The sequence below is a fragment of the Streptomyces sp. SAI-135 genome (assembly GCF_029893805.1).
Classification (GTDB): Bacteria; Actinomycetota; Actinomycetes; order Streptomycetales; family Streptomycetaceae; genus Streptomyces.
The window spans coordinates 3,521,733-3,548,700 of the sequence record NZ_JARXYP010000002.1 but is presented as its reverse complement, the minus strand read 5'-3'; the positions used below and the strand labels follow the sequence as shown (position 1 = coordinate 3,548,700).

General features: G+C 71.7%; 23 protein-coding genes. 10 read left to right on the top strand and 13 right to left on the bottom strand.

The window, feature by feature from the left end; translation table 11 throughout:
* Positions 1-66: 66 nt before the first annotated feature.
* Entirely contained in the window at positions 67-1,851 is a 1,785-nt protein-coding gene (locus M2163_RS20420; protein WP_280851364.1) for a glycoside hydrolase family 3 protein, read from the bottom strand.
* Positions 1,852-2,209: 358 nt separating this feature from the next.
* Here M2163_RS20420 and M2163_RS20415 point away from each other — a divergent pair, with 358 nt between their 5' ends.
* From M2163_RS20415 to M2163_RS20395, 5 genes are all read left to right on the top strand, one after another.
* On the top strand, positions 2,210-2,467 hold the full coding sequence (locus M2163_RS20415) for a hypothetical protein (protein ID WP_280894654.1): 258 nt from the start codon (positions 2,210-2,212) through the stop codon (positions 2,465-2,467).
* A 59-nt stretch (positions 2,468-2,526) separates the two neighbouring features.
* Positions 2,527-3,792, top strand: a complete 1,266-nt coding sequence (aroA, locus tag M2163_RS20410; protein ID WP_280851366.1) for a 3-phosphoshikimate 1-carboxyvinyltransferase — start codon at positions 2,527-2,529, stop codon at positions 3,790-3,792.
* Positions 3,793-3,799: 7 nt separating this feature from the next.
* Complete coding sequence (locus M2163_RS20405; RefSeq protein WP_280851367.1) at positions 3,800-4,441, top strand: GNAT family protein; 642 nt, start codon at positions 3,800-3,802, stop codon at positions 4,439-4,441.
* 284 nt (positions 4,442-4,725) lie between these two features.
* Positions 4,726-6,042 (top strand): cytochrome P450, encoded by a 1,317-nt coding sequence (locus M2163_RS20400; RefSeq protein WP_280894653.1) that lies wholly within the window; start codon positions 4,726-4,728, stop codon positions 6,040-6,042.
* Between the two features lie 27 nt (positions 6,043-6,069).
* Positions 6,070-6,597 carry a GNAT family N-acetyltransferase gene (locus M2163_RS20395; RefSeq protein ID WP_280894652.1) on the top strand — a complete coding sequence of 176 codons (528 nt, stop codon included), beginning with the start codon at positions 6,070-6,072 and terminating at the stop codon, positions 6,595-6,597.
* On the opposite strand, the gene M2163_RS20390 is transcribed toward M2163_RS20395, so the two are convergent.
* Complete coding sequence (locus M2163_RS20390; protein WP_280894651.1) at positions 6,568-7,515, bottom strand: LysR family transcriptional regulator; 948 nt, start codon at positions 7,513-7,515, stop codon at positions 6,568-6,570. The two genes, M2163_RS20395 and M2163_RS20390, sit on opposite strands and share 30 nt — an antisense overlap.
* A 47-nt stretch (positions 7,516-7,562) precedes the next feature.
* On the opposite strand from M2163_RS20390, the gene M2163_RS20385 reads away from it, so the two are divergent.
* Positions 7,563-8,141, top strand: coding sequence for an alpha/beta hydrolase (locus M2163_RS20385; protein WP_280894650.1), 579 nt, complete (start codon positions 7,563-7,565; stop codon positions 8,139-8,141).
* On the opposite strand, the gene M2163_RS20380 is transcribed toward M2163_RS20385, so the two are convergent.
* From M2163_RS20380 to M2163_RS20355, 6 genes are all read right to left on the bottom strand, one after another.
* Complete coding sequence (locus M2163_RS20380; protein ID WP_280851372.1) at positions 8,125-9,360, bottom strand: MFS transporter; 1,236 nt, start codon at positions 9,358-9,360, stop codon at positions 8,125-8,127. The genes M2163_RS20385 and M2163_RS20380 overlap by 17 nt on opposite strands.
* Before the next feature lie 85 nt (positions 9,361-9,445).
* On the bottom strand, positions 9,446-10,246 hold the full coding sequence (locus M2163_RS20375) for a sugar phosphate isomerase/epimerase family protein (protein WP_280894649.1): 801 nt from the start codon (positions 10,244-10,246) through the stop codon (positions 9,446-9,448).
* A gap of 109 nt (positions 10,247-10,355) precedes the next feature.
* The gene (locus M2163_RS20370) at positions 10,356-11,288 is read right to left on the bottom strand and encodes a bifunctional helix-turn-helix transcriptional regulator/GNAT family N-acetyltransferase (protein ID WP_280851374.1); all 933 of its coding nucleotides are present in this window, start codon (positions 11,286-11,288) and stop codon (positions 10,356-10,358) included.
* A gap of 77 nt (positions 11,289-11,365) precedes the next feature.
* Positions 11,366-11,962 (bottom strand): dihydrofolate reductase family protein, encoded by a 597-nt coding sequence (locus M2163_RS20365; protein WP_280894648.1) that lies wholly within the window; start codon positions 11,960-11,962, stop codon positions 11,366-11,368.
* A 111-nt stretch (positions 11,963-12,073) separates the two neighbouring features.
* Positions 12,074-13,012, bottom strand: coding sequence for a GntR family transcriptional regulator (locus M2163_RS20360; RefSeq protein ID WP_280894647.1), 939 nt, complete (start codon positions 13,010-13,012; stop codon positions 12,074-12,076).
* A gap of 451 nt (positions 13,013-13,463) precedes the next feature.
* Positions 13,464-14,510, bottom strand: a complete 1,047-nt coding sequence (locus M2163_RS20355; RefSeq protein WP_280851377.1) for a LacI family DNA-binding transcriptional regulator — start codon at positions 14,508-14,510, stop codon at positions 13,464-13,466.
* Between the two features lie 265 nt (positions 14,511-14,775).
* Between M2163_RS20355 and M2163_RS20350 the strand changes: the two genes are divergently transcribed.
* The 3 genes from M2163_RS20350 to M2163_RS20340 are packed head-to-tail and all read left to right on the top strand — an operon-like array spanning position 14,776 to position 17,914.
* Entirely contained in the window at positions 14,776-15,933 is a 1,158-nt protein-coding gene (locus M2163_RS20350) for a Gfo/Idh/MocA family oxidoreductase (RefSeq protein ID WP_280851378.1), read from the top strand.
* On the top strand, positions 15,930-17,084 hold the full coding sequence (locus M2163_RS20345; protein WP_280894646.1) for a dihydrodipicolinate synthase family protein: 1,155 nt from the start codon (positions 15,930-15,932) through the stop codon (positions 17,082-17,084). Before M2163_RS20350 ends, M2163_RS20345 begins: the two co-directional genes overlap by 4 nt.
* A 32-nt stretch (positions 17,085-17,116) precedes the next feature.
* Positions 17,117-17,914 carry a sugar phosphate isomerase/epimerase family protein gene (locus M2163_RS20340; protein WP_280897287.1) on the top strand — a complete coding sequence of 266 codons (798 nt, stop codon included), beginning with the start codon at positions 17,117-17,119 and terminating at the stop codon, positions 17,912-17,914.
* A gap of 201 nt (positions 17,915-18,115) precedes the next feature.
* Here M2163_RS20340 and rbsD read toward each other — a convergent pair whose 3' ends face one another.
* The 5 genes from rbsD to M2163_RS20315 form a co-directional block, all read right to left on the bottom strand.
* On the bottom strand, positions 18,116-18,505 hold the full coding sequence (rbsD, locus tag M2163_RS20335) for a D-ribose pyranase (protein ID WP_280851380.1): 390 nt from the start codon (positions 18,503-18,505) through the stop codon (positions 18,116-18,118).
* Positions 18,502-19,404, bottom strand: a complete 903-nt coding sequence (locus M2163_RS20330; RefSeq protein WP_280894645.1) for a ribokinase — start codon at positions 19,402-19,404, stop codon at positions 18,502-18,504. Before M2163_RS20330 ends, rbsD begins: the two co-directional genes overlap by 4 nt.
* A gap of 66 nt (positions 19,405-19,470) precedes the next feature.
* The gene (locus M2163_RS20325; protein ID WP_280894644.1) at positions 19,471-21,408 is read right to left on the bottom strand and encodes a substrate-binding domain-containing protein; all 1,938 of its coding nucleotides are present in this window, start codon (positions 21,406-21,408) and stop codon (positions 19,471-19,473) included.
* Positions 21,398-22,924: a sugar ABC transporter ATP-binding protein gene (locus tag M2163_RS20320; protein ID WP_280851383.1), complete on the bottom strand. Its 1,527-nt coding sequence runs from the start codon at positions 22,922-22,924 to the stop codon at positions 21,398-21,400. The genes M2163_RS20325 and M2163_RS20320 overlap by 11 nt, the downstream gene beginning before the upstream one ends.
* Complete coding sequence (locus tag M2163_RS20315; RefSeq protein WP_280851384.1) at positions 22,921-23,940, bottom strand: LacI family DNA-binding transcriptional regulator; 1,020 nt, start codon at positions 23,938-23,940, stop codon at positions 22,921-22,923. The genes M2163_RS20320 and M2163_RS20315 overlap by 4 nt, the downstream gene beginning before the upstream one ends.
* Before the next feature lie 719 nt (positions 23,941-24,659).
* Here M2163_RS20315 and M2163_RS20310 point away from each other — a divergent pair.
* Complete coding sequence (locus tag M2163_RS20310) at positions 24,660-26,909, top strand: ATP-dependent RecD-like DNA helicase (protein WP_280894643.1); 2,250 nt, start codon at positions 24,660-24,662, stop codon at positions 26,907-26,909.
* The last annotated feature ends 59 nt before the right edge of the window (positions 26,910-26,968 follow it).

Here is a 26,968-nt window from a genome sequence, read left to right as displayed (position 1 = left end):
GGGTCCTTTGCGCCTTTCCGGGGTGATGTGCGAGTTGTGAGTCGTACGGGAACTACGTCCCGCGCCCTACCGGCCGTACGACAGCCCGTACCCGACGGGGTACAGCACCTTCGCCGGGTCGTCCGCCCGCTGCACCGGCACCGGCAGCCTCCCGCGCGGTGCCGCCTCACCGGCGATCACCCGCGCGGCCGCCCGCAGTTCGACGTCGGTCCAGGAGTAGGCCGCCAGGCAGGCGGGGACGGCGGACAGCTGGGCCACGTCGTAGGGGTTGCGGATCGCGACGGCCACCACCGGCCTCCCGGTCGCCACGAGCTGCTCGACGAGCGTCTTCTGGGCGGCCGTGATGTTGTACGTCCCCACGATCACCGCGTCCGCGTCGCGTGCCGCCGTGACGGCCCGGTCGACGACGGCCGCCGTGGGGGCCGTACCGGTGGACAGGGCGGTGGCCGTGAAGCCCAGTTCGGTCAGGGCGGCGGCCAGGACTCCGGTGGGCGGGCCCGTCGTACCGGACGGGGAGGCGGGGTCGGCGCCGACCACGAGCAGCCTGCGGTGGGTGCGGCGGGACAGGGGCAGCAGCCGCCGCTCGTTGACCAGCAGGGTCGTGGTGCGCTCCGCGATCCGGTCGGCCGCGGCGAGATGGGCCGGGGTGCCGACGGTCCGGGTGACACCGTCCTGGCCGACGTACGGGTTCTCGAAGAGCCGCAGCCTGGACTTGAGCCGCAGGATCCGCAGGATCGACTCGTCGAGGCGCGCCTCGGTGAGCTCTCCGTCCCGTACGGCCTTCAGGACCGCGTTCCACGCCACGTCCAGGGAGGGCGGGTTGAGGAGCTGGTCGACACCCGCCTTGAGGGCGAGGACGGGGACGCGGTCGTCGCCGTACTTGGTGCGGACGCCCTCCATGCCCAGGGAGTCGGTCACCACGACCCCGTCGTAGCCGAGTTCACCGCGCAGGATGCCGGTGAGGATCGGACGGGACAGGGTGGCCGGGTCGCCGGAGGCGTCGAGGGCCGGGAACTGGATGTGCGCGGTCATGATCGAGTCGATCCCGGCCCGGATCGCGGCCCGGAAGGGGACGGCGTCCAGCTTCTCCCACAGCTCCCGGCTGTGGGTGATGACAGGGAACCCGTAGTGGCTGTCGACGGCGGTGTCCCCGTGCCCGGGGAAGTGCTTGGCGGTCGCGGCGACCCCCGCGCCCTGGTAGCCGGCGACCTCGGAGGAGACGAGCCCGGCGACCGCGCCGGCCTCGGAGCCGAACGAGCGGACGCCGATGACCGGGTTGGCCGGGTTGACGTTGACGTCGGCCACGGGGGAGTAGTTCTGCCGGATACCGAGGGCCCGCAGCTCCTGTCCGGCGATACGGCCGAGGGTGCGGGCGTCCTTGCGCGAGCCGCCGGCGCCGACGGCCATGGCCCCCGGGAAGAGGGTGGCGGGCTCACCGACCCGGCAGACGATCCCGTGCTCCTGGTCGGTCGAGATGAGCACCGGCAGCCCGCGCGGCTGTGCCAGCGACGCCCGCTGGATGCCGTTGGAGAGGTCGGCGATCTGGTGCGGGTCACGGGTGTTGTGCGCCCAGGTGAAGTAGATGATCCCGCCCACCCGGTACCTGGCGATCATCTCGGCGGCCGTGCGGACGCCGATCTCCTTGAGGTTGGCGTCGATGTCGGCCTGGTCGGGGGCGGTGGCGGAGTGGCCGTAGACCCGCATCACGAAGAGCTGGCCGACCTTCTCCTCGAGCGTCATACGGGAGATGAGGGAGCGGAGCTTGTGGTCGTCGGCGTGTGCGGTCCCGCCGACGGCGAGGGCTGCGGCGGCGCCTGCCGTGGCGGCGAGGACGGTACGTCTGGAGGGCACGTGCGCTCCTTCCGGAGGTGATCCGCTGAAGGAAACTTCCGTGGGGTCACCAATATCCGGGAAGTTTCTGCCAGTCAAGGGAGTGCACAGTAACCAGGAAGGGGCCGCCATCGGCGCAGTTGGAGGGGGGCGCGCCGATGACGGCGTGCTGCCGGCCGCAGTACGGAGGAGAGGGTTGGTCAGCGTTCGCAGCCAGCAGCGAGGCCGACGCCGTACCGCGGTGACTCTCCGGCAGCTTGCGGATTGGACGAGCGGGGGCCGGGCCGGGTTCCCGCCTCCGGCCCGGTTTCCGCAAGTTGGTGGTGCCGGGGCCAACGGGGCGGACGAGACGCCGACTTGTCCGGCGTACGGTTGCCGTATGGGTCCTGTGCTGCCGCTTCTGGCCGTGGTCGGAGCTCTCGCCGTCGTGCTCGCTCTCCTCACCGCCCTGGCCGGTCATGTCCGCAGACGGGGTACCGCGGGCGGAGGCCTGCGCGGGGCGCTGGCCGCACACGACGAGGCGTACCACGGCACGGCGGCCGACTCGTACTACGAGATCCAGGTGCAGACGGACCGCAGGGCGCCGCTGCCCGACGACCGGTGGAAGCGGGGGCCACGCCCCGGCCGGCGCGCCTGACCGGGTCCATCCCGTGGACGTGCCGGCGTCGGAGGCGGCCGGGCGGCGATCATGAGGGCATGCCCGTCGACACGCCCGCCCCGCGGTCCCTCGCCCTGCCCGGCTCCAAGTCCATCACCGCCCGCGCCCTCTTCCTGGCCGCCGCGGCCGACGGCGTGACCACCCTCGTGCACCCCCTGCGCTCGGACGACACGGAGGGCTTCGCCGAGGGCCTGGTACGACTCGGCTACCGGGTGGGCCGTACGCCCGACACCTGGCAGGTGGACGGCCGTCCGCAGGGACCGGCTCTCGCCGAGGCGGACGTGTACTGCCGGGACGGCGCCACGACCGCCCGCTTCCTGCCCACCCTGGCCGCGGCCGGCCACGGCACCTACCGCTTCGACGCCTCGCCCCAGATGCGCAGGCGACCTCTGCTGCCGCTGTCGCGCGCGCTGCGCGACCTGGGGGTGGACCTGCGGCACGAGGAGGCGGAGGGGCATCATCCGCTGACCGTGCGGGCGGCGGGCGTCGACGGCGGGGACGTGGTGCTGGACGCGGGCCAGTCCTCCCAGTACCTCACCGCACTCCTGCTGCTCGGCCCCCTGACCCGCCGGGGGCTGCGCATCCGGGTCACGGACCTGGTCTCGGCGCCCTACGTCGGGATCACCCTCGCGATGATGCGGGCGTTCGGGGTGGAAGTGGCCCGGGAGGGCGACGTGTTCGTGGTCCCGCCGGGCGGCTACCGCGCCACGACCTACGCGATCGAGCCGGACGCGTCCACCGCGAGCTACTTCTTCGCGGCGGCGGCCCTGACCCCGGGCGCCGCGGTGACGGTCCCGGGCCTCGGCACGGGCGCCCTCCAGGGCGACCTCGGCTTCGTGGACGTCCTGCGGCGGATGGGCGCGGACGTGTCCGTCGGCGCCGGGGCCACCACGGTCCGGGGCACCGGCGAACTGCGTGGACTGACGGTCACCATGCGCGACATCTCGGACACCATGCCGACCCTGGCGGCCATCGCCCCCTTCGCCTCCGCCCCGGTCCGCATCGAGGACGTGGCCAACACGCGGGTCAAGGAGTGCGACCGCCTGGAAGCCTGTGCGGAGAACCTGCGGCGGCTCGGCGTGCGGGTGTCGACGGGACCGGACTGGATCGAGATCCACCCGGGGACGGCCGCTTCGGCCGGCACGGAGATCAGGACGTACGGCGACCACCGCATCGTCATGTCCTTCGCGGTCACCGGCCTGCGGGTGCCGGGAATCTCGTTCGACGACCCCGGGTGCGTACGCAAGACTTTCCCCGGTTTCCACGAGGCGTTCGCGGAGTGGCGCAGGAGCAACGGGAGTTGATGAGACGGTGGGCTTCCAGCTGAAAGGGCCGGTCCTTGAGGGCGAGTTGGTGCGCCTGGAACCCCTGAACCACGGACACACGGCGGACCTGGCCGAGGCGGCGGAGGAGAACCGCGGCACGTACGCGTACACCTGGGTGCCCAGGGCCGACGAGGTCGGCGCCTATGTCGACGCGCAGCTCGCGCGGGCGGCGACGGGAGTGCTCGCGCCCTACGCCCAGCTCTCGGTGGCGACGGGGCGGGCGGTGGGGGCCACGTCCTTCTGGGAGCCGCGCTGCTGGCGCTCGCCGGAGCAACTCGACGCCGTGGAGGTCGGGTTCACCTGGCTGGGAGCCTCGGCGCAGGGCACGGGCATCAACGCCGAGGCCAAACTGCTGCTCTTCCGGCACGCCTTCGAGGAGTGGGGCGTCCTGCGGGTCGACCTGAAGACGGACGCCCGCAACGACCGCTCGCGGGCCGCGATCCAGAGCGTCGGCGCCCGCTTCGAGGGCGTCCTGCGCAACTGGTCCCGCTCCTGGGCACCGGGCGAGGACGGGCTGCTGCGGGACTCCGCGATCTTCTCCGTCACGGCCGAGGAGTGGCCGCAATGCCGGGAACGGCTGGAGGAACGGGTGGCCGGATTTGTGTCCCGCACAAAGGCCGGCGCTTGATGTCCTGCGATTCTCGCACCCTTGACCGGGTCAAGGGCGCTGTATAGCCTCGCCGTGTCATAGATCCACTACGCCGGTTATATGCCAGGGGGTGCATTGCTATGCGTAAGCTGATTCTTACGGGCGCACTGTTCGCTCGACTCACTCGCAAGGACCGACTCACGGCTCCGTACATGTACTACTGAGAGCACGGGCGGTACCGGAAAATGCCGGGGCGCGGACACTTCCGCGCCCCGGTGTTTCCTTGAGGCGACGGCTGCGAATTCCGGACACGTGGGGGCGCGATGGCGCTGCGTACGCCGGCCGAAATGCCGGGACCCGACGGAGGGCGGGTGCTCGGAAATCTGCCGGACTTCTCGGCGGACCCGCTGGGCTTCCTCACCCGGTGCGCCAGGGAGTACGGCGACGCGGTCCGGCTGAGCCCGCGGAACGTGCTGCTGACCTCCCCCGAGGACGCGGTCCGCATGCTGGTGGACCGCGGGTCGGACTTCGTCAAGCAGGGCCCGGGCACCCGGCGCGCGGGCCGCCGGCAGTCCCTGCCGCTGTCCACGATGAGCAGCGACGGCGAGGAGTGGAAACTCCGCCGGGCACGCATCCACGGTGCCTTCGGCCGTGACCTGTCGGCCACCGCAGCCGCGGCGATGCCGGCGCAGGCGGAGCGGATGCTGGCCTCCTGGCGTCCCGGTCAGGTGCGCGACCTGCAGCAGGACGTCTCCGTCGTCACCCTGCGCCTGGTCACGCGGCTGATGTTCGGCGCCGAGTACACGGACGCGGAGATCGCGGACGTCGCCGGGCTCGTCGCGCCCATCATGGACCTGTCCACCTCGCCGGTGGTGCTCCCTGAGTGGGTGCCCACCCCGGCCAAGCTGCGGATCCGCCGCCACCTCAAGCGGGTCGTCACGACCCTGGAGCACCTCACGCGCTCCCCGGCCGCCGCCGATCCCGGGGCGGCCCCCGTCCTGTACGCGCTGCTGCACGGCACTCCGGCGCCGGGCGCCGACGAGATCCGTGACGAGCTGGCCACCCTGCTGATGGCCGGATTCGAGACCACCAATGACGCCGTGGTGTGGGCGAGCGTATTGCTGGCACAGCATCCCGATGCCGCGGAACGCGTCCACGGGGAGGCCGAAAAGGCACTCTCGGAAGACCTGAGCGGAATGGCACTGCTCAACGCGATGCCGTTCACCGACGCGGTGCTGAGGGAATCCCTCCGCTTGTATTCGCCCGTCTGGATAACCAGCCGGGACGCCCGGGTGGACGTGGAACTCGGCGACCATCTCATTCCGGCCGGAACCACGGTCACCGTGAGCCAGTGGGTGAACCACCGGGACCCGCGTCACTGGCCCGAAGCCGATGTCTTCCGGCCGGAACGCTGGCTCGAAAAAGAAACGTCCGCCATTCCCCGAGGCTCCTATTTCCCCTTCGGTCTGGGGCCGCGCACCTGCGTGGGCGCCGCCCTGTCGACCGTCGAGAGCGTGCTCCTCCTGGGCGCCGTCTGGTCCGCCCACCGCCTGCGCCTCAACACCCCCGACACCGTCCACCCCCGCCCGGCCCTCGCCTTGCAGCCGATGAACGCGGAGTTCGTCGTGGAGCGGTGGTGAGGCGGGCCATGGCTCCTGGAGGCCGTGATGCTGCTGCGTGACGTCACGGAGGCCGACCTCGGCGCCTACATAAGGATGCGCTGCGACCCCGTCATGATGGCGGACCTCGGCGGACCGTTGCCGCGCGACGGCATGGCGGACAAGGTGCGCCGGGACGCGCGGGAGGCGGCGGCCGACGAGTCCTGGATCAAGATGATCGTCCCCGACCCGGACCGACCCGAGGTGGTGGCGGGAGCGTTGACCATCTGGTCCCACGACCTGGGGGACGGACCTCTCTCGGAGATCGGCTGGATGGTGCTTCCGGAGTTCCAGGGGCGAGGATGGGGCAAGCGCTCGGTTGGTGCGCTGCTCGAAAGGGCGTGGCAGGACGGCCGTTGGGGAGACATCCACGCCTTCCCGGCGACCGGCAACGGCCCCTCGAACGGCATCTGCCGTTCGCTGGGCTTCCGCCTCGTCGGTGAGATCGACATGCCCTTCGCCGACCGGGTCCTGCGCAGCAACCACTGGCGGATCGCACCGCCCTCCTCAGACCCGCCCGCTCAACTCCAGCCCTGACAGCCGTAGTTGCTCCAGGACCGTGGCCAGTACCGGATCCGTCTCCGCGCCTGTGCGTACTGCCGCGAAGAGGTGCCGGGACGGAGGCGGGCCGTCCTTCGTCGTCAGGAGGGCCAGGTCGCGGTGGGCGTACGCCGGGCGGACCAGGCGGGGGATCAGTGCCACCCCGCGGCCCGCCTCGACCAGGGCGGCCAGCGCGCTCCAGTCGTCGACCGCGTGACGGATGTCCGGGGTGAAGCCGGCCGCGGCGCACACCGAGCGCGCCACCGCGCCCACGCAGCTGCGCGCGTCCCCCACGATCCACGGTTCCGCGGCCAGTTCGCGGAGCGATACGCGGTCCCGTCCGGCCAGCCGGTGTCCTGCCGGCACGGCGACGTCCATCACGTCGGTGAACAGCTCGGTGCGGCGGTAGCGGACGTCCGTGTGCGGGGGAGCCGCCGCGAAGTGCACCGCCACGGCGACGTCGACCTGCCCCGCGTCCAACGCCGTGAACAGGTCCGGGGGCTCGGACTCGACCACGTCGACCCGGACCCGGGGCAGACGCTCGGCCAGCGCCCGCAGCACGTCCGGCAGCAGGCCGAGGATCCCGCTCGCCAGACAGCCGATCGTCACCGACCCCCGGCCGCCCTCCCCGTACGCCTCCAAATCGGCCCGCGCCCGCTCCAGTTGGGCCGCGATGACATCGGCGTGCGCCAGCAGCACCCGCGCCTGGCCGGTCAGCCGTACGCCCCGGCCCTCCTTCTCCGTGAGCGGTACGCCCGCCTCGCGGGCCAGCGCCGCGATCTGCTGCGAGACGGCGGACGGGGTCAGGTGCAGGGCCTCGGCCGTCCTCGCGAGGCTGCCCCGGCGCTGGAGCTCGCGCAGGACGGTCAGCCGACGCAGGTCCACCGTGAAGGGATCGCTTACCTGTTCCACCATGAAAGATTAACTGGACCTGTGCCCCGGTGATCGAAACCATCGACCGCATGACGGCTTACCTCATCCTCCACGGCTGGCAGAACCACCGGCCCGAGAACCACTGGCAGCACTGGCTCGCCGACCGGCTCACCGACCTCGGCCACCACGTGGCCTATCCCCAGCTGCCCGACCCGGACGACCCCGACCTCGACGTCTGGCTCACCGAACTCGCCCGCCACCTCGGCGAACTCCCCGCCACGGGCGAACGGGCCGTCCTCGCCCACAGCGCCTCCGCCCTGCTCTGGCTGCACGCCGTCGACCGCGGCCTGCCCGGCCCGGCCGGCGTCGACCGCGTGCTGCTCGTCGCCCCGCCCTCCGCCTCCGTGCTCGCCCAGCACCCGCAGGTCGCCGCCTTCGCCCCGCCCGCCCTGGAGTTCGCCCTCCCCGGGCCCACCCGCCTGGTCGCGGGCGACGACGACCCGTACTGTCCGGAGGGAGCCCGCGAGACCTTCGGTGAGCCGCTCGGCATCCCCACCGACATCCTCCCCGGCGCCGCCCACCTGGACCTGGACGCCGGCTACGGCCCCTGGCCCGCCGTACTGGACTGGTGTCTCGACCCGGACGCGGCGATCACCCCTCGCCGGTAGCCGGAACCTCCCGCAACTGCGGTGTGCTCGCCCCCACGTACCCCACCGCCGCCACGCACATGAGGCCGCCCGCGATCAGCGCCGTCACGCCCGAACTCCAGCCCGCGACCAGGCCGCCGCGCAGATTCCCGAGGTGCGGGCCCGCCTGGCCGACGATCGTCTCGGCGGCGGTGACCCGGCCGAGCAGGGCGTCCGGGGTGCGGGTCTGGACGATGGTCGTACGGGAGAGGACGGCCAGGGCGTCCGCCGCGCCGGCCAGCGCCAGGACGCCGAGGCCCACCCACGCGCTGGTGGTCAGGCCGAACAGCGCCAGGGCCGCGCCCCAGGCCGCCGACGCGCACAGCATCACCGGGCCCGGCCGGGCCAGCCGGGTGACCGGCCCCGAGAAGACCGTCGCGGTGACACCGCCGACGGCGAGCGCGGACAGGAACAGGCCCAGCGTGCGCGGGTCGCCGCCGAAGCGCTCCTCGTTGACCAGCGGGAACAGGCTCACCGGCATGGACAGGACGGTGGCGGCCAGATCGGTCAGCAGCGCGCCGCGCACCACCCGGTGACCGGTCAGGAAACGCAGCCCGTCCAGGACGCCGTGCAGACCGGGGCGGGACTTCTCGCCCTCGGGCGGCAGCGCGGGCAGCCCGAAGGCGCCGTAGAAGGACATCGCGAAGCTCAGGGTGTCCAGGAGGTAGCAGACGCCGATGCCCCACCAGCCGAGCACGACCCCGGCGACGGCCGGCCCGACCAGCATCATCGCCTGACCGGTGACCTGCTGGAGCGCCAGACCGGCGGCCACCTGCTCGCGGGGCAGCAGCCGCGGCACGAACACCCCGGCGGCCGGCGCGCCGAGCGCGGCGAAGGAGGTCTGCGCCGCCACGAGCAGCAGGACGAGCAGCACGGGCGCGTGCCCGGCGAAGCCCTGCACGGCCAGCAGCAGGGAGCAGACCGCCGAGCCGACGGTGCCGGTGAGGTACACCCGGCGCCGGTCGGCCCGGTCCACCCAGGAACCCGCGAACAGGCTGACCCCGACCATCGGCACCGCCTGCGCGATGCCCACCGCGCCGCTCCAGACCGTGCTGTGGGTCGTGTCCCACACCTGGTACATGACGGTCACCATGGTCATGAAGGTGCCGAGCGTGGACACCGTGCGCCCGAAGAGCAGCCGCCGGAAGACGGGGGAGGTGCGCAGGGGCCGTACATCGAGGAACGTACGGCTGAGGCTCATGACACGGGACGCGGGGACGGCAAGGGCGGATGCACCCGGGGACGCTATCCGGCCGCGCCCGCCCCCGCATCCGGATTTCTCTCCGTCAGGCGGAGTCGTTCAGGAGCCGGGCCAGGTGGTCGCGGCCCGTGCCCAGCAGCTCCTGAAGCGGTGCGGCCGCCTCGTACCAGCGCTTCTCGTACTCCCAGCACAGCCAGCCGTCCCAGCCGTGCCGGGAGAGGACCTCCACGCACTCCGCGAGCGGCAGGACACCGGCGCCGAGCGCGACCGGGGTGGTGTCCTCGGCCGAGGAGATGTCCTTGACCTGGACGTATCCGAGGTGCGGGCCGAGGGCCGCGTAGGTCTCGGTGGGCTGTTCGCCGCCGAGCCAGGTGTGCATGACGTCCCAGAGGGAGCCGACCTGGCGGTGGCCGACCGGGCCGAGGATGCGGATCGCGTCGGCGCCCGTGCGGTGCGAGTCGTGGGTTTCGAGGAGGATGCGCACATCGAGGTCGCCGGCGTACTCCGCGGCCGTACCGAGCCGCCGGGCGGCCGTGGCGTCGGCCTCCTCGCGGGACTGGTCGGAGGCGGCGCCGGGGAAGACGCGCACGAAGCCGGCGCCGAGGTCGCGGGCGAGGTCCAGGAGACGGTGGATCTCCTCGACCACGGGTTCGTCGTCGCCCGGCGCGGCCACGCGCGCGTACCCCGCGAGCCCGAGGACCTCGACGCCCGCCGCCTTGAACTCGGCGACCGCGTCGGCCCGTTCGGCGAGCCCGATGCCGGGATGCACCGGTTCCTCGGGATGCGCGCGCAGTTCTACGCCGTGATAGCCGTGCGTGGTCGCAAGCCGCAGCACGTCGGTGAGGGGGAGGCCGGGGACACCGAGGGTGGAGAACGCCAGTTTCATGCGCCCTACTCTCACCCGGTCGAGTCGGTGAGGTCCAGCCGGGCGGGCGCGGTGCCGTCGGGTCGCCCACCCGTCACGCGCACCTCCTCACCCGCCCGCCGCGGACACCTCACTCACCCGTGCCGGTCAGGTCCAGTCGCCAGTCCTGTCCGTTCAGGTCCTTGCCGAAGGAGCGGTGGGGCTTCTCGGCGGCCAGGACGAATCCGTGGCGCTGGTAGAGGCGGCGGGCAGCGGCGAGGACGTCGTTGGTCCACAGCACCAGGTCGCGGTAGCCGGCCTCGCGGGCGAAGTCGACGACGGCCGACACCAGCCGGTCCCCGATGCCCAGTCCGCGCGCCTCGGGCTCGACGAGGAGCAGCCGCAGCCGGGCGGTCGCGGGCGCGTCGTCCCGTACGCACATCACGGAACCCACCGGACGCCCGTCCAGCTCGGCGATCCACACCCGCTCCAGATGCGGGTCGTGGTCCTCCGCGAAGTCGGCGACGATCCTCGCGACCAGGGCCTCGTAGTCGGCGTTGAAGCCGTACTCGACGGCGTACAGGGCCGCGTTGCGGGCCACGATCCAGCCGAGGTCCCCGGGGCCCGGCTCGCGCAGCACGACGTCCTCGCGGCGGGGAGGGCGGCCGTCGGACAGGAGGGCGCGGACGGTGTGCATCGCCTCGGTGAGCCGGGGCCGGTCGGCCGGGGGCACGGTGGCGAGGAGCGCGCCCACCGATTCGTCGGCGCGCTCGGCGAGCAGCGCGGCGGTCTGACGGCCGCGGGAGGTGAGGGTCACCCGCACCCGGCGCGGGTCCCGGCGGGAAGCCGTGCGCTCGATCAGCCCGTCCTGCTCGAACTTGTTCAGGATGCGGCTCAAGTACCCGGCGTCCAGGGAGAGTTCGGTGCGCAGATCGGCCGCGTCGGTGCGCGGCGAGTGTGCGAGCTCGTACAGCACGCGGGACTCGGTGAGGGTGAACGGGGCGTAGAGGCGGCGGCTGTAGTCGAGGGCGCCGATGACGTTGGTGTAGAAGCGGTTGAAGGCGCGGATGTCCTGGACGGTCATGATCGGTCGACCCCCGGATACTTGACTCGGTCAGAGATACCGATGGACCGAGCGTAGGACCTCCGCGCCCGCCGCGGCTACCCCTCGGTAGCGGGCCGGTAGACGCACAGCTGCACGCCGGTCTTCCCGGCGACCGTGGACACCAGCTCGAAGGGCCGCTTCGCGCCGTCCTCCGGGAAGATCGACTTGCCGCCGCCGAGCAGCACCGGCATCACGATGAGCTGGAGCTCGTCGACGAGCCCCTCGCTGATCAGCGTGCGGACGAGGGTGGGGCTGCCCATCATCGCCAGCTCGCCGCCCTCGCTCTCCCGCAGCTCACGGATCCGCGCGACGGCCTCGGAGCCCGGGATCCGCTCGGTGTTGTTCCAGGTCAGCTCGTCATCGCCGAGGGTGTCCGTGACGACGTACTTCTTCAGGGAGTTCAGCCGGTCGGCGAACGGGTCCCCGGCGCGCTCCGGCCAGGCCCCCGCCATCGTCAGATACGTCCGCCGCCCGTACAGCAGCGCCTCGGCCCGCTCCATCCCCTCGGTGAACGCCGGTCCCAGCACCTCCTCGTCGAAGTACGGGTGCGACCAGCCGCCGTGCACGAACCCGCCGTCGGTGTCCTCCTGGGGCCCGCCGGGCGCCTGCACGACGCCGTCCAGACTGATGAACTCACTTACCACGATGCGCATGGGACTCACTCCGGTTCCTTGGTGGATGACGGCAGTACAGACCGGGGAGGGGGGCGGAACTCATCGGTGGGGAGGAGGGTACGGCGTCCGCTCCCGGAGCCGGTGTGATGCCTACATGAACGACATCTCGGTGCTCACCGTCTCCCAGATGGCGTTGAACCAGAGATGCGACTGCTCCACGAAGGCTGTGTCCGCTCCATTGTCTCCGGCGCCGAAGGCCTGTACCAGGCCCATGGCGGCCGGGTCGTACACCTCCACCGCCCGGTGGCCGACCTCCACCTCGTGACGCGTGATCGTGTAGTACGAGAACAGTGCTTCCGTGCCGTTCAGGAGATACAGCTTCGCCATTGGTGTGAAAGGCATGGCCCGGTACTGGACCGTCACGTCGATGCCGTGCGTGGCCGTGAGAGACCGGAGCGCGGCCGTCATCGAGTAAGCGTGGGCGTTGCGCAGGGAGAGCCATGAACCATGGACGCTCTCGTCGCCGTCCCCGTCCGTGCCGACGTCCACGGCGCAGGGGAAGGCCAGCTCGATGTCCCGGCTCGGCAGCAGTACTCGGACGTCGATCCTCGCGGGTCTGACCACTCCGGCGTGGACCGCGTGAATGGGGTGTCCCATCGCCAGAGCGAGGGACTGACCGTTGAGGCACAGCGCGTCGATCTCGACATGCGGCGCTGCGAACGCCGCGGTGAGCCGGTCGCCGAGGGCCAGGAGGGTGGAGCCGAAAGGCAGCGGCGGAACGCTCGGCACGCTTCGGGGGCCGGAACCGTCGAGGAGTCGTCGCCAGTGTGCGTCGACAGGCGGATCCACCTTCGCCCAGGCGCACAACAAGCGCACTACTTTGAGCAGCTCATCGGCCTCGCGGGGCGCGTGGTTGCCGCGCCGCCAGTCGCTGAGCGTCGCCACAGGTACCCCTGAGTCCCGGCTGACCCGGGTCAGGGTCAACCGGCCCCCCGACTTGGACAGCTCTGCCTGAGCCCGGTCCCAGAGCTGTGACAACTCGACGAGCACTGAGGGCGGTACGCCTTCGTGCGCGGGCCTGCCCGGCATCCGAACCTCCACCGCCGGCGGTTTGGTTCCGAGTCGGAATTCCGACTCGCAACCCGATGATACGGAGCACCTCCGGTCTTTTCGGGGTGCTCCGGGATCCCTGCCGTCGAACCTTCCGGGCGGCGTCAATGGAGGCCAGGACGGGCGGAGTTGCAGGGCGCCCAGGGCAGGAGGTTGCTGTGGCCAGGAACAGGTCGACGGGTCGGCGGCTCGCACATGCCGCGCTGTTCGCGGTGGTCCGCGGAGCCGGAGCCGCGTTGGGCTCCGGTGCTGTGGCCACGCTTGTCTGGTGGGCGCAGAGCCGATGACTCGCCGACCGGGGGAGCGGGGACAAGCTCGGGACTTCGCCGCCCCTGCCCAGCAACACCGGCTGGAGATCGCCGAGTTCCTGGAAACGACCGCGGGCCGTCACGGAGCTCGTGTCGCCACGGACCCGCATCCACCCAACGCCTCAGCCCCGAGGCACACCCGAAGACCCCCGAACCATCAGCTCCCCCCGGACCGTCGCGATCCCCCCGGGCGGCGGCTCCTCCCGCCCCATCGCGATCCGGCCCGCCCGGGCCCCCGCCTCCGCCAGCGGCAGCCGTACCGTCGTCAGCGCGGGGACCGCGTCGATGCTGAAGGGCAGGTCGTCGAAACCGGCGACCGACACGTCGTCGGGGATCCGCAGCCCCGAGTCCCGCAGCGCCGCGCACGCCCCCAGCGCGACGGAGTCGTTGGCGGCGACGACGGCCGTGAGGGACGGGTCCCGGCGCAGCAGCTCCAGCGTGGCCTCGTAGCCGGACCGCCGGTCGTAGCGGCCGTGCACGGTCCAGCGAGGGTCCTCCTCGATCCCGTGCGCCTCCAGTGCCGCCCGGTGTCCCTCCAGCCGGTGCCGGGTCGTCGTCCGCTCCTCGGGACCCGCGATGTACCCGAGGCGTCGGTGCCCGAGCCCGATGAGGTGCTCGGTGAGTTCGCGGCCGCCGCCCCGGTTGTCGAAGGTGAGCGCGAACGCCCCGGTCTCCGGCGCCGGCGGCCGCCCGCACAGCACGATCCGCGTCCCCGCGTCCGCCAGCTTGCGCAGCTTGGCGGACATCGCGGCCTTGTGCGGCGCGTCCTCCACCGCCCCGCCCGTCAGGACGACCGCCGCCGCCCGCTGCCGCTGGAGCAGGGTGAGATACGTCAGCTCCCGCTCGGGAGAGCCCCCGGTGTTGCAGACGACCCCGAGCCGCTCACCGCCCGCGCGCCCGCCCGGCCCCCCGATCTCGGACTGGATCGCACCGGCCATGATCCCGAAGAAGGGGTCGGCGATGTCGTTCACGAGGATCCCGACGAGGTCCGAGGTGGCGGCGGCGAGCGAGCTCGCCGGACCGTTCAGCACGTAGTCCAGCTCGTCCACGGCCCGCAGCACCCGCTCGCGGGTGGACGCGGCCACGGGATAGTTCCCGTTCAGTACGCGCGACACCGTCGCGGGGGAGACCTGGGCGCGGGCCGCCACGTCCGCCAGGGTCACCGTCATCTCGTCGTCCTCCGGTCGCGCGCCGCAGCGCATCTCAGTCGTACTCCGTCGTACACGCGGGCATCCAGGGCCCGGTTCCGAGCCGACCTTAAGCCCCCCGACCCCCGCCGTTCGCCCCCTCGAACAACTCAACCGGTTCGCGGTCTTGTCCGGACCGCTGGTCAGAGGCTAGCTTCTCCCTAGATAGAAAGCGCTTGCTGTAACGCTCATCAGTGGAGCGTGCGCGGCGCGCACGACCGCGTACGACTCCTATGAAGGGAAAGACGTGACACGCAAGACGGTGCGTATCGCCATGAACGGTGTGACGGGGCGCATGGGCTACCGCCAACACCTCGTCCGCTCCATCCTCGCCATCCGCGAGCAGGGCGGTCTCGACCTCGGCGACGGCAGCGTGCTGTGGCCCGAGCCGATCCTCGTGGGTCGCCGTGAGCACGCGCTGAAGGCCCTCGCCGAGCAGCACGGCCTGGACCCGGCGAACATCTCCACCGACCTGGACGCGGTCCTCGCAGACCCGACCGTCGAGATCTACTTCGACGCCCAGGTGACCTCCGCACGCGAGGAGGCCATCAGGAAGGCGATCGCCGCCGGCAAGCACATCTACACCGAGAAGCCCACCGCCACCGGCCTCGACGGCGCCCTGGAGCTGGCCCGCCTCGCCGAGGCGAAGGGCATCAAGCACGGCGTCGTCCAGGACAAGCTCTTCCTGCCGGGCCTGCTCAAGCTGAAGCGCCTCATCGACGGCGGTTTCTTCGGCCGGATCCTCTCCGTCCGCGGCGAGTTCGGCTACTGGGTCTTCGAGGGCGACTGGCAGCAGGCCCAGCGCCCGAGCTGGAACTACCGGGCCGAGGACGGCGGTGGCATCGTTGTCGACATGTTCCCGCACTGGGAGTACGTGCTCCACGAGCTCTTCGGCCGCGTGAAGTCCGTGCAGGCACTCACCGCCACCCACATCCCGCAGCGCTGGGACGAGAACGACAAGCCCTACGACGCCACCGCCGACGACGCCGCCTACGGCATCTTCGAGCTCGACGGCGGCGCGATCGCCCAGATCAACTCCTCCTGGGCCGTCCGCGTCAATCGCGACGAGCTGGTGGAGTTCCAGGTCGACGGCACGGAGGGCTCGGCGGTCGCGGGCCTGCGCAACTGCCGCGTCCAGCACCGCTCCGCCACCCCCAAGCCCGTCTGGAACCCGGACATCCCCGCCACCGAGGTCTTCCGCGACCAGTGGCAGGAGGTCCCGGACAACGCCGAGTTCGACAACGGCTTCAAGGCCCAGTGGGAGCTCTTCCTCAAGCACGTCTACGCCGACGCCCCCTACCAGTGGGACCTCCTCGCCGGCGCCCGCGGTGTCCAGCTCGCCGAACTGGGCCTGAAGTCCTCGGCCGAGGGCCGCCGTCTCGACGTACCGGAGATCTCGCTGTGACGATCCAACTCCCCACCGGGCACGGGGGATTCAAGGCGTACGAACCCCGCGCAGAACCCCTCGCCGTCACGACCGGCTCGCCCTTCACCTCCCGTACGGTCTTCTCGGCGGCGCACGTCGTCGCCGATCCGTTCGCCGACACGACCCCCGACTCGCCCGCCGCCGTCGACTGGGACGCCACCCTCGCCTTCCGCCGCCACCTGTGGTCGCACGGGCTCGGGGTCGCCGAGGCGATGGACACCGCCCAGCGCGGGATGGGCCTGGACTGGGCGGGCGCGGCCGAGCTGATCCGGCGCAGCGCCGCCGAGGCCAAGTCGGTCGGCGGGCTCATCGCCTGCGGCGTCGGCACCGACCAGCTCACCGGACCGGCGACCCTGGACGAGGTCCGAGCCGCCTACGAGGAGCAGCTCGCCCTCGTCGAGGAGTCGGGAGCGCAGGCCATCCTCATGGCCTCCCGCGCCCTCGCTGCCGCCGCCCAGGGTCCCGAGGACTACCTGGAGGTCTACGGCCACCTGCTGCGCCAGGCCGGCGAGCCGGTGATCCTGCACTGGCTGGGCCCGATGTTCGACCCGGCCCTGGAGGGCTACTGGGGTTCGTCCGACCTGGACGCGGCCACCGACACCTTCCTGGACGTCATCGCCGCCCACCCCGACAAGGTCGACGGCATCAAGGTCTCGCTCCTGGAGGCGCAGCGCGAGATCGACATCCGCCGCCGGCTCCCGCAGGGCGTGCGCTGCTACACCGGCGACGACTTCAACTACCCGGAGCTGATCGCGGGCGACGACCAGGGCTTCTCCCACGCCCTGCTCGGCATCTTCGACCCGCTGGGCCCGCTGGCCGCCGAGGCGGTCCGGGTCCTGGACACCGGGGACGCCCAGGGCTTCCGCGAACTTCTCGACCCCACGGTCGAGTTGTCCCGGCACCTCTTCCAGGCACCGACCCGCTTCTACAAGACGGGCGTGGTCTTCCTCGCCTGGCTGGCCGGCCACCAGTCGCACTTCACGATGGTCGGCGGACTCCAGTCGGCCCGCTCCCTGCCGCACTTCGCGCGCGCCTACGAACTCGCCGACGGGCTGGGCCTGTTCCCCGACCCGAAGCTCGCCGAGGAGCGCATGAAGACCCTGCTGAGCCTGTACGGAGTGAACCAGTGACCGGCGACCTCTCCCGCTTCTCCATCAACCAGATGACGGTCAAGCAGCTGTCGCTGCCGGAACTGGTGTCCGTCTGCGGCGAGTTGGGCGTCCGCAACGTCGGCCTGTGGCGCGAGCCCGTCCAGGCGTACGGCGTCGAGGAGACGGCCAGACTGGTCCGCGACGCGGGTCTGACCGTCACCACGCTGTGCCGTGGCGGTTTCTTCACGGCGATCGACCCCGCCGAGCGGGCCGCCGCGCTGGACGACAACCGGCGCGCGGTCGACGAGGCGGCCACCCTCGGCACCGACACGCTGGTGCTGGTCTCCGGCGGCCTCCCGGCCGGCTCGAAGGACCTGCACGGCGCCCGTGAGCGCATCGCGGACGCCCTGGCGGTCCTGGGCCCGTACGCCGAGGAGCGCGGAGTGCGGCTGGCCATCGAGCCGCTGCACCCCATGTACGCCTCCGACCGCTGTGTGGTCTCCACGCTCACCCAGGCCCTCGACCTGGCGGAGCGCTTCCCCGCCCACCAGGTCGGCGTCACCGTGGACACGTACCACATCTGGTGGGACGACAACGCGCCCGCGCAGATCGCCCGCGCGGGTGCCGGCGGCCGTATCCACACCTTCCAGCTCGCGGACTGGACGACCCCGCTGCCGGAGGGCGTGCTGAACGGCCGCGGGCAGATCGGCGACGGCGCGATCGACATGCGTCAGTGGCAGCGGTACGTCGAGGCGGCCGGCTACACGGGCGCCATCGAGGTCGAGCTGTTCAACGACGCGCTGTGGGCCCGCGACGGCCGCGAGGTCCTCGCCGAGACGGCGGAGCGCTTCGTGGCCCACACCGTCTGAAGCGGTCCGGGCATTTCGAAGGGGCCCGGTCGACGACCGGGCCCCCTCGGGTTTCCCCTCCCCATCAGAACCCCCGCGATCCCCCCAGATCCCCCTCCAAGAGTCCTGATGCCAAGTACGACCCGCCAGGTCGCGGGAGGGTTGTACGGCTGCCCGGAGATTTTTCCGCGCCCCTCCCGGCGTGCCCCGGCCGCACCGGAATCAGAAGAACACCCCGCACCTGAGCAGCACGTTCGCGTACGGCCGCGCCTCCCCCGTGCGCACGATCAGCCGGGCGCCCGCCGACAGCTCCTTGAGCTTCTCGTGGGAGACCAGTTCCAGCCCGGGGAAGCGGGCGTCCAGCAGCTCCGCGGCCGCCGGGTTGGCGTCCCGCACCTCCCGCGCCGCCGTGCCCCCCTCCACCACCAGCTCGGCGAGCAGCCCGTCGAGGACCTCCGCGAAGGACGGCACCCCGGCCCGGAAGGCCAGGTCGACCACGCGCGGCCCGTGGGGGATCGGCATCCCGGCGTCGCACACCAGCACCCCGTCCCCGTGCCCCAGCTCGGCGAGCGCACCGGAGAGATGGCGGTTCAGTATTCCGGCCTTCTTCACAGGGCCTCGACCTCCCGCGCCGTCGGGAAGGAGTCCTGCGCGCCCTGGCGGGTCACCGCGACCGCCCCGACCCGGGAGGCGTACGAGGCCGCCTCCACCAAGGAGGCCCCGGCCCCCAGCCGGAACGCCAGTGCCGCCGTGAAGGCGTCCCCCGCGCCCGTCGTGTCCACGGCGTCCACCTTCACCGACGCCACCCGGCTCACCCCCGCCGAGGACGCCACCAGGGACCCCTCGGCGCCCAGTGTCACCACGACCGACCGCGGGCCCTTCGCAAGCAGCAACCGCGCCCAGTCCTCCGGCACGTCGCTCACACACGCGTCCCCGAGGATCACCTTCGCCTCGTGCTCGTTGACGATCAGCGGATCGCACGCGGCGAGGATCTCGGTGGGCAACGGCCGCGGCGGCGACGGGTTCAGCACGAACCGGCTGTCCGGCGACAGGTTCCGTACGACCTCCACGACCGTCTCCAGCGGGATCTCCAACTGGGTCGACACCACCCGGGAGGCGTGGAAGAGGCTGACCGCGGCCCGTACGTCCCCCGGCGTCAGGCGCCCGTTGGCGCCCGGCGAGACCACGATGCTGTTGTCCCCGGACGGGTCGACGGTGATCAGTGCGACCCCCGTCGGGGCCCCGCCCACCAGCACCCCCACCGTGTCGACCCCGGCCGCCCGCAGCGAGTCGAGCAGCAGCCGGCCGTGCCCGTCGTCGCCGACCCGGGCCAGCAGCGCCGTGCGCGAGCCCAGCCGGGCCGCCGCGACCGCCTGGTTGGCGCCCTTGCCCCCCGGGTGCACGGCCAGGTCCGAGCCGAGCACCGTCTCGCCGGCCCCCGGCCGCCGCTCCACGCCGATCACCAGGTCGGCGTTGGCCGACCCTACGACCAGAAGGTCGTAGTCGTACATGAATGACTCCCCTAGTCAGTGACGCGGGGCGGGCGGTCGTGGTGACCGCCCGCCCGTGCGCCGTCGTCAGCCCGTGAAGCCGGCCACGTTCTCCTTCGTGACCACCTTCACCGGCACCTTGATCGTCTCCTCGACCTTCTTGCCCTTGAGGGCCTTCAGCGCGTTGTCCACCGCGATTGTGCCGAGTTGGGAGGGCTGCTGTGCCACGGACGCGTACAACGTGCCGCCCTTGACCGCGTTCAGGCCGTCGGGAGTGCCGTCGAAGCCGACCACCGAGACCGACTTGCCGGCCTTGGAGCCCAGCGCCTTGATCGCGCCGAGCGCCATCTCGTCGTTGGCGGCGATGACGCCCTGGACGTCCGGGTGGGCCTGGAGCAGGTTCGACATCACGTCGAGGCCCTTGGTGCGGTCGAAGTCGGCCGGCTGCTGGGCGACGACCTGGATGCCCGGGTAGGCCTTGAGCCCGTTGGCGAATCCCTCGGCGCGCTCGCGGGCGGCCGACGTGCCCGCCTGGCCCTGGAGGATGACGATCTTGCCCTTGCCGCCGAGCTTCTCGCCGATGGTCCTGGCGGCGAGTTCACCGCCGGCGACGTTGTCGGAGGCCACGAGAGCGTCCACCGGCGCCTTGTTGACGCCCCGGTCCACCGCGATGACCGGGATCCCCGCCTTGTCGGCGGCCTTCACCGAGTTGCTCGCCGCGTCCGAGTCCACCGGGTTGACGATGATCGCGCCGAGGTCCGAACTGGTGAAGTTCTGGAGCTGGTTGGCCTGCTGGGAGGCGTCGTTCTGGGCGTCCGTGACGGTCAGGTCCACGCCCAGCTTCTTCGCCTCGGCCTGGGCACCGGCCCGGATCTGCACGAAGAAGGGGTTGTTGAGGGTCGACAGCGACAGACCCACCTTCGGGTTCGCCGTGGCGGAGGAGTCGTTGTGCAGGAAGGAGGTCGCGCCGACGATCGCCACGGTGACCACGGCCGCGAGACCGTACGTCGCCGCCTGGCGCCGCTTGCCGCCCTGCGGGGCACCGGCCACCGGGGTCGCCCCGGCCTTGCGGCGCAGGGTGTCCAGGAGGACCGCGAGCGCGATGACGACACCGATGACGACCTGCTGCCAGAACGCGGAGACGTTCAGCAGGTTGAGGCCGTTGCGCAGCACCGCGAGGATCAGCGCGCCGATCAGCGTCCCGGACGCCTTGCCGGTGCCGCCCGCGAGCGAGGCGCCGCCGATGACGACCGCCGCGATCGCGTCCAGCTCGTAGCCGTCGGCGGCCTGCGGCTGCGCCGAGGACAGCCGGGCGGCGAGCACGACACCCGCGACGGCCGCGAACACACCCGAGAAGGCGTAGATGGCGAGCTTCTGCTTCTTCACGCGGAGACCGGAGAGGCGGGCCGCCTCCTCGTTGCCGCCGATGGCGTACATGGAGCGGCCGATGTACGTCCGGCCCAGCACGAAGGCCGCGATCAGCCCCATGACGACCATGACCAGGACGGGCACCGGCAGCCAGCCGCCGAGCGTGTCACCGAGGTGCGAGACGGAGTCGGGGAAGGCGATCGGGGAGCCCTCGGAGATCACCAGCGACAGACCGCGGGCCACCGAGAGCATGGCCAGGGTCGCGATGAACGGGGGGAGCTTGCCGTACGCGATCAGGAAGCCGTTGACGAGACCGGCCGCGATGCCGGTCAGCACGGCGAGGACGACGGCTATGAGGACCGGGACGCCGTGCGACGTGGCGCTCCAGGCGAGGACGGTGGCCGACAGGGCCGCCACCGAGCCGACCGACAGGTCGATGCCCGCGGAGACGATCACGAAGGTGACACCGAAGGCGAGGATGGCGGTCACGGCCGCCTGGACGCCGACGTTGAGCAGGTTGTCGGTGGTCAGGAAGTCACCGGACAGCGCCGACATGGCGATGACGAGGACGATCAGCGCGGTCAGCGCGCCGTTGTCGAGCAGGAGACGGCGCAGACCACCCGCGCTCGCTCCGCTTCTGAGCGTGTCAGTGGCCACGGGGGGCCTCCTTGTCGGTCTTGACGGTGTTCGTGCTGACGGCGAGGGCCATCACGGAGTCCTGTGTGGCCTCGTCGGCGTCCAGTTCGCCGGCGATCCGGCCCTGGGCCATCACCAGCACCCGGTCGCTCATGCCGAGCACCTCGGGCAGATCGCTGGAGATCATGAGGACGGCGGCACCGGCCGCGGTGAGTTCGTTGATGAGCTGGTAGATCTCGACCTTGGCGCCGACGTCGATCCCGCGCGTGGGCTCGTCGAGGATCAGCACCTTGGTGTCGGCGAGCAGCCACTTGCCGATGACGACCTTCTGCTGGTTGCCGCCGGAGAGGGTCCGCACCTGCTGGTGCAGGCCCGCCATCCGCACCCCGAGCTGCTCGGCGATCCGGGCGGCGGCCTCCCGCTGTCCCTTGAGGTCGACGAGCCCGCCACGGGTCGCCGAGCGCATGGTCACCAGCCCGAGGTTCTCCTCGACCGACTGGTCGAGCACCAGGCCCTGGCCCTTGCGGTCCTCGGGGATCAGCCCGATCCCGGCCGCCATGGCGGCCCCCACGTCATGGCCCTTCAGGGCGGCCCCGGCGACATGCACGGCCCCCTTGTCGTACGGGTCCGCGCCGAACACGGCCCGTACGACCTCGGTACGGCCCGCGCCGACCAGCCCCGCGATGCCGACCACCTCACCGGCGTGCACCTCGAAGCCGATGTCGTGGAAGACGCCGTCGCGCGTGAGGCCCTCGACCTTCAGCAGGGCCGGGCCGGTGTCGCCGCGCTCCCGCGGGTACTGCTGCTCGATCGACCGCCCCACCATCAGGCGTACGAGCTCGTCCTCGGGCGTGGAGGCGGGCACCTGCCCGACCGACCTGCCGTCCCGGATCACCGTGACCCGGTCGCCCAGGGCGGCGATCTCCTCCAGGTGGTGGGTGATGAAGACGATCCCGACGCCGTCCTCGCGCAGCCTGCGCACGATCGCGAAGAGCTTGTCGACCTCCTCGGAGGTGAGCACGGCGGTCGGCTCGTCCATGATCAGCACGCGCGCGTCCAGGCTGAGCGCCTTGGCGATCTCGACCATCTGGAGCCGGGCGATGCCGAGTTCACGCACCCGCGCGCGGGGCGACACGGTGACCCCGACGCGCTGGAGCAGCACCTCGGCGTCGGCCTCCATCCGCTTCCGGTCGATCATCCCGAGGCGGCGCGGCTGGCGGCCGAGGAAGATGTTCTCGGCGACCGTGAGGTCGGGGACGAGGTTGAACTCCTGGTAGATGGTGGCGATGCCCAGCCGCTCGGCGTCCTGCGCCCCGCGGATGTGCACCTCCTGACCGTCCACCAGGACGCGGCCCTCGTCGGGGTGGTAGGCGCCCGAGAGCATCTTGATCAGCGTGCTCTTGCCGGCGCCGTTCTCGCCGAGCAGTACGTGCACCTCGCCCCGGCGCAGATCGAAGTCGACGCCGTCGAGCGCGACCACGCCGGGGAAGGACTTCCGTATGCCCTCGATGCGCAGCAACTCGTCCTCGTTGCTCACGACGTGCTCCTTTGCACAGGGTTGGGGTTCTCGCCGCACGAGCGGCGGACGACCAGACGGGCGGGGAGGGTGACCGACGCGGGCGGCCGTCCCTCGATGCGGTCGACGAGCGCCCGCACCGCGGCCCGCCCCAGCTCGCCCGTGGGCTGGGCGATCGCGGTGATCGGCGGATCGGTGTGCACGAACCACGGGATGTCGTCGAACGCGGCCAGGGCGAGGTCCTCCGGCACGCGCAGCCCACGCGCGCGTACGGCGTCCAGGGCGCCGAGCGCCATCAGGTTGTCGGCCGCGAAGACGACCTCGGGCGGCTCCGGCAGGTCGAGGAAGCCCTCGGTGACCCGTCGTCCGCTCTCGGCCTGGAAGTCGCCCTGCCCTATGTAGTCCTCGGGCAGTTCCAGGCCGTAGGCCTCCAGGGCCTCCCGGAAGGCCGCCACGCGCTCCTGGCCGGTCGTGGTGGCGGCGGGCCCGGCGATGATGGCGAGCCTGCGGTGCCCGAGGCCGTGCAGATGGGCGACGAGATCGCGCACCGCGGCCCGCCCGTCGGCCCTGACGACCGGCACGGCCACGCCCGGGATCCACCGGTCCACGAACACCATCGGCGTCCCCGTCCGCACGGCGTCCAGCATCAGCGGGGAGCCGCCGTCGGTGGGGGAGACCAGGAGGCCGTCGATCCGGCGGTCCAGGAGGTTCCGTACGTGGTGGTCCTGGAGGTCCGGGCGCTCGTCGGCGTTCCCGATGATCACGCTGTAGCCCAGCGCGCGGGCCTCCTCCTCGACGGAGCGGGCCAGCTCGGTGAAGTAGGGGTTCAGCACGTCGCTGATGACCAGGCCGAGGGTGTGGGTCTGGTCGGTGCGCAGGGAGCGGGCGACGGCGTTCGGGCGGTAGCCCAGGGCCTCGACGGCGGCCAGCACGCGGGTGCGTGCGTCCGCGCTGACCGACGGATGGTCGTTCAGGACCCGCGACACCGTGGCGACGGAGACCCCCGCCTCGGCAGCGACGTCCTTGATGCTCGCCATCGCCGCTCCACCTCCTTGTGGAATCGATTACACGAGTTCGTGCAGAAGGATTGGAATCGATTACACGAGCGGAATCAAGACCCCGGTCGCATGCCGAGACCTGATCGTGACGAAGGCGCGCGGAGCACGGGCGGGTTCCTCCGGATTCTCGTCCCTCCGTGCCGGCCTGGCGGCACTCGGTGCCGACGGACGGTCCGAGGGTCGACCCCGAGTGCCCTCTCCTCGGTCAACTGCGGGATGGTGGAGGCGTGTTCGCCCCCAACACGTGAGGGCGCGGACGTGACCTCAGCGGCGCGGGACGCCATCCCGCATCGACGGCCTTGTGGCCGGAGAGGAGCCGATCTTGAAACTGAGGGACTGGTTGCGAGATCGGTGGAAGGAACGGGTGCGACCACATCTCTCCTCGGAGAGGATCTCGGCGGCCTGCGATGTGATCATCCTGGTCGCGTGGGTGTGGAAGTTCCGGTCCTGACGTGCGTGGACCCCGGCTGACGAGTCGGCCGGGGCCCGCGGACACCACACCAGGAGCCTCGCCCCTGAAGGTCCGCGGAGGCCACCGCGGAGGGGCGGGGCTCTCTGGTCGTTCAGGCCCGGCGCCGGGCCGGCGCCGCACCCGCGACGAGGCTACCAACCACTGCGTTCGGCGGCTCGGGCGTCCGCGGCCGTAGGACTCCGCCTGACCCCTCGGTGCTGTCAGTGCGAGCCGATACCGTCGGATCATGGCTCAACAGGCGGGGAACCCCACGGGTGAACGACGGCTGGCCGTACTCGAAGGCGTGCTGGAGCGCATCACGTACGCCAACGAGGACAACGGCTACACCGTCGCCCGCGTCGACACCGGCAGAGGCGGCGGCGACCTCCTCACCGTCGTCGGCGCGCTGCTCGGTGCCCAGGTGGGGGAGTCCCTGCGGATGGAGGGCCGGTGGGGCTCCCACCCGCAGTACGGCAAGCAGTTCACCGTCGAGAACTACACGACCGTCCTGCCCGCCACCGTCCAGGGCATCCGCCGCTACCTCGGATCGGGGCTCGTCAAGGGCATCGGCCCCGTCTTCGCCGACCGCATCACCCAGCACTTCGGCATGGACACCCTGAAGATCATCGAGGAGGAGCCCAAGCGGCTCATCGAGGTCCCCGGCCTCGGCCCCAAGCGCACCAGGAAGATCGCCGACGCCTGGGAGGAACAGAAGGCGATCAAGGAGGTCATGCTCTTCCTCCAGACCGTCGAGGTGTCCACCTCCATCGCCGTGCGCATCTACAAGAAGTACGGCGACGCCTCGATCTCCGTCGTCAAGAACCAGCCCTACCGCCTTGCCTCCGACGTCTGGGGCATCGGCTTCCTCACCGCCGACAAGATCGCCCAGTCCGTCGGCATCCCGCACGACAGCCCGGACCGCGTCAAGGCGGGCCTGCAGTACGCCCTTTCGCAGTCCACCGACCAGGGTCACTGCTACCTCCCCGAGGAACAGCTCATCGCCGACGCGGTCAAGCTCCTCCAGGTCGACACCGGCCTGGTCATCGAGTGCCTGGCCGAACTCGCCCTGCCCGACGAGGACTCCGGCGAGCCCGGCGTCGTGCGCGAGAAGCTCCCCGGCCCCGACGGCCATGAGGTCACCGCGGTCTACCTGGTCCCCTTCCACCGCGCCGAACTCTCCCTCTCCGCCCAGCTGCTGCGCCTGCTGCGCACCGGCCAGGACCGGATGCCGGCCTTCCGCGAGGTGGCCTGGGACAAGGCGCTGGGCTGGCTGAAGTCCCGTACCGGCACCGACCTCGCCCCGGAGCAGGAGGCCGCCGTCAGGCTGGCGTTGACCGAGAAGGTCGCCGTCCTCACCGGCGGTCCCGGCTGCGGCAAGTCCTTCACCGTGCGCTCGATCGTGGAGCTGGCCCGCGCCAAGAAGGCCAAGGTCGTCCTCGCCGCCCCGACGGGGCGTGCCGCCAAGCGGCTGGCCGAACTCACCGGCGCCGACGCCTCCACCGTCCACCGCCTCCTGGAGCTGAAGCCCGGCGGCGACGCGGCCTACGACAAGGACCGCCCGCTCGACGCCGACCTGGTGGTGGTCGACGAGGCCTCCATGCTCGACCTGCTGCTCGCCAACAAGCTGGTGAAGGCGGTGCCGCCGGGCGCGCACCTGCTGTTCGTCGGGGACGTCGACCAGCTGCCCAGCGTCGGTGCCGGAGAGGTCCTGCGCGACCTCCTCGCCGAGGGCGGCCCGGTCCCCGCGGTGCGCCTCACGCGTGTGTTCCGCCAGGCCCAGCAGTCCGGAGTCGTCACCAACGCGCACCGGATCAACGCCGGGCAGCACCCCGTCACCGACGGCATGAAGGACTTCTTCCTCTTCGTCGAGGACGACACCGAGGAGGTCGGCCGGCTCACCGTGGATGTGGCGGCCCGTCGGATTCCGGCCAAGTTCGGTCTCGACCCGCGCCGGGACGTCCAGGTGCTCGCGCCCATGCACCGCGGCCCCGCGGGCGCCGGCACGCTCAACGGCCTGCTCCAGCAGGCCATCACCCCGGGCCGCCCCGACCTCGCCGAGAAGCGGTTCGGCGGCCGGGTCTTCCGGGTCGGCGACAAGGTCACCCAGATTCGCAACAATTACGAGAAGGGCTCCAACGGCGTCTTCAACGGCACCGTGGGCGTGGTCACCTCGCTCGACCCGGTCGACCAGCGCCTGACCGTGCTGACGGACGAGGACGAGGAGGTGCCGTACGAGTTCGACGAGCTGGACGAACTGGCCCACGCGTACGCGGTGACCATCCACCGTTCCCAGGGCAGCGAGTACCCGGCCGTGGTGATCCCGGTCACCACCAGCGCCTGGATGATGCTGCAGCGGAACCTGCTCTACACGGCGGTCACCCGGGCGAAGAAGCTGGTCGTCCTCGTCGGTTCGCGCAAGGCGATCGGTCAGGCGGTGCGCACGGTCTCGGCGGGACGGCGTTGCACGGCGTTGGACTTCCGGCTCTCGGGCCCGTGACGGGGGTCAATCGTGAGACAACACAAAAAATGATCGATCAAATGAGTCACGTGGGTCAC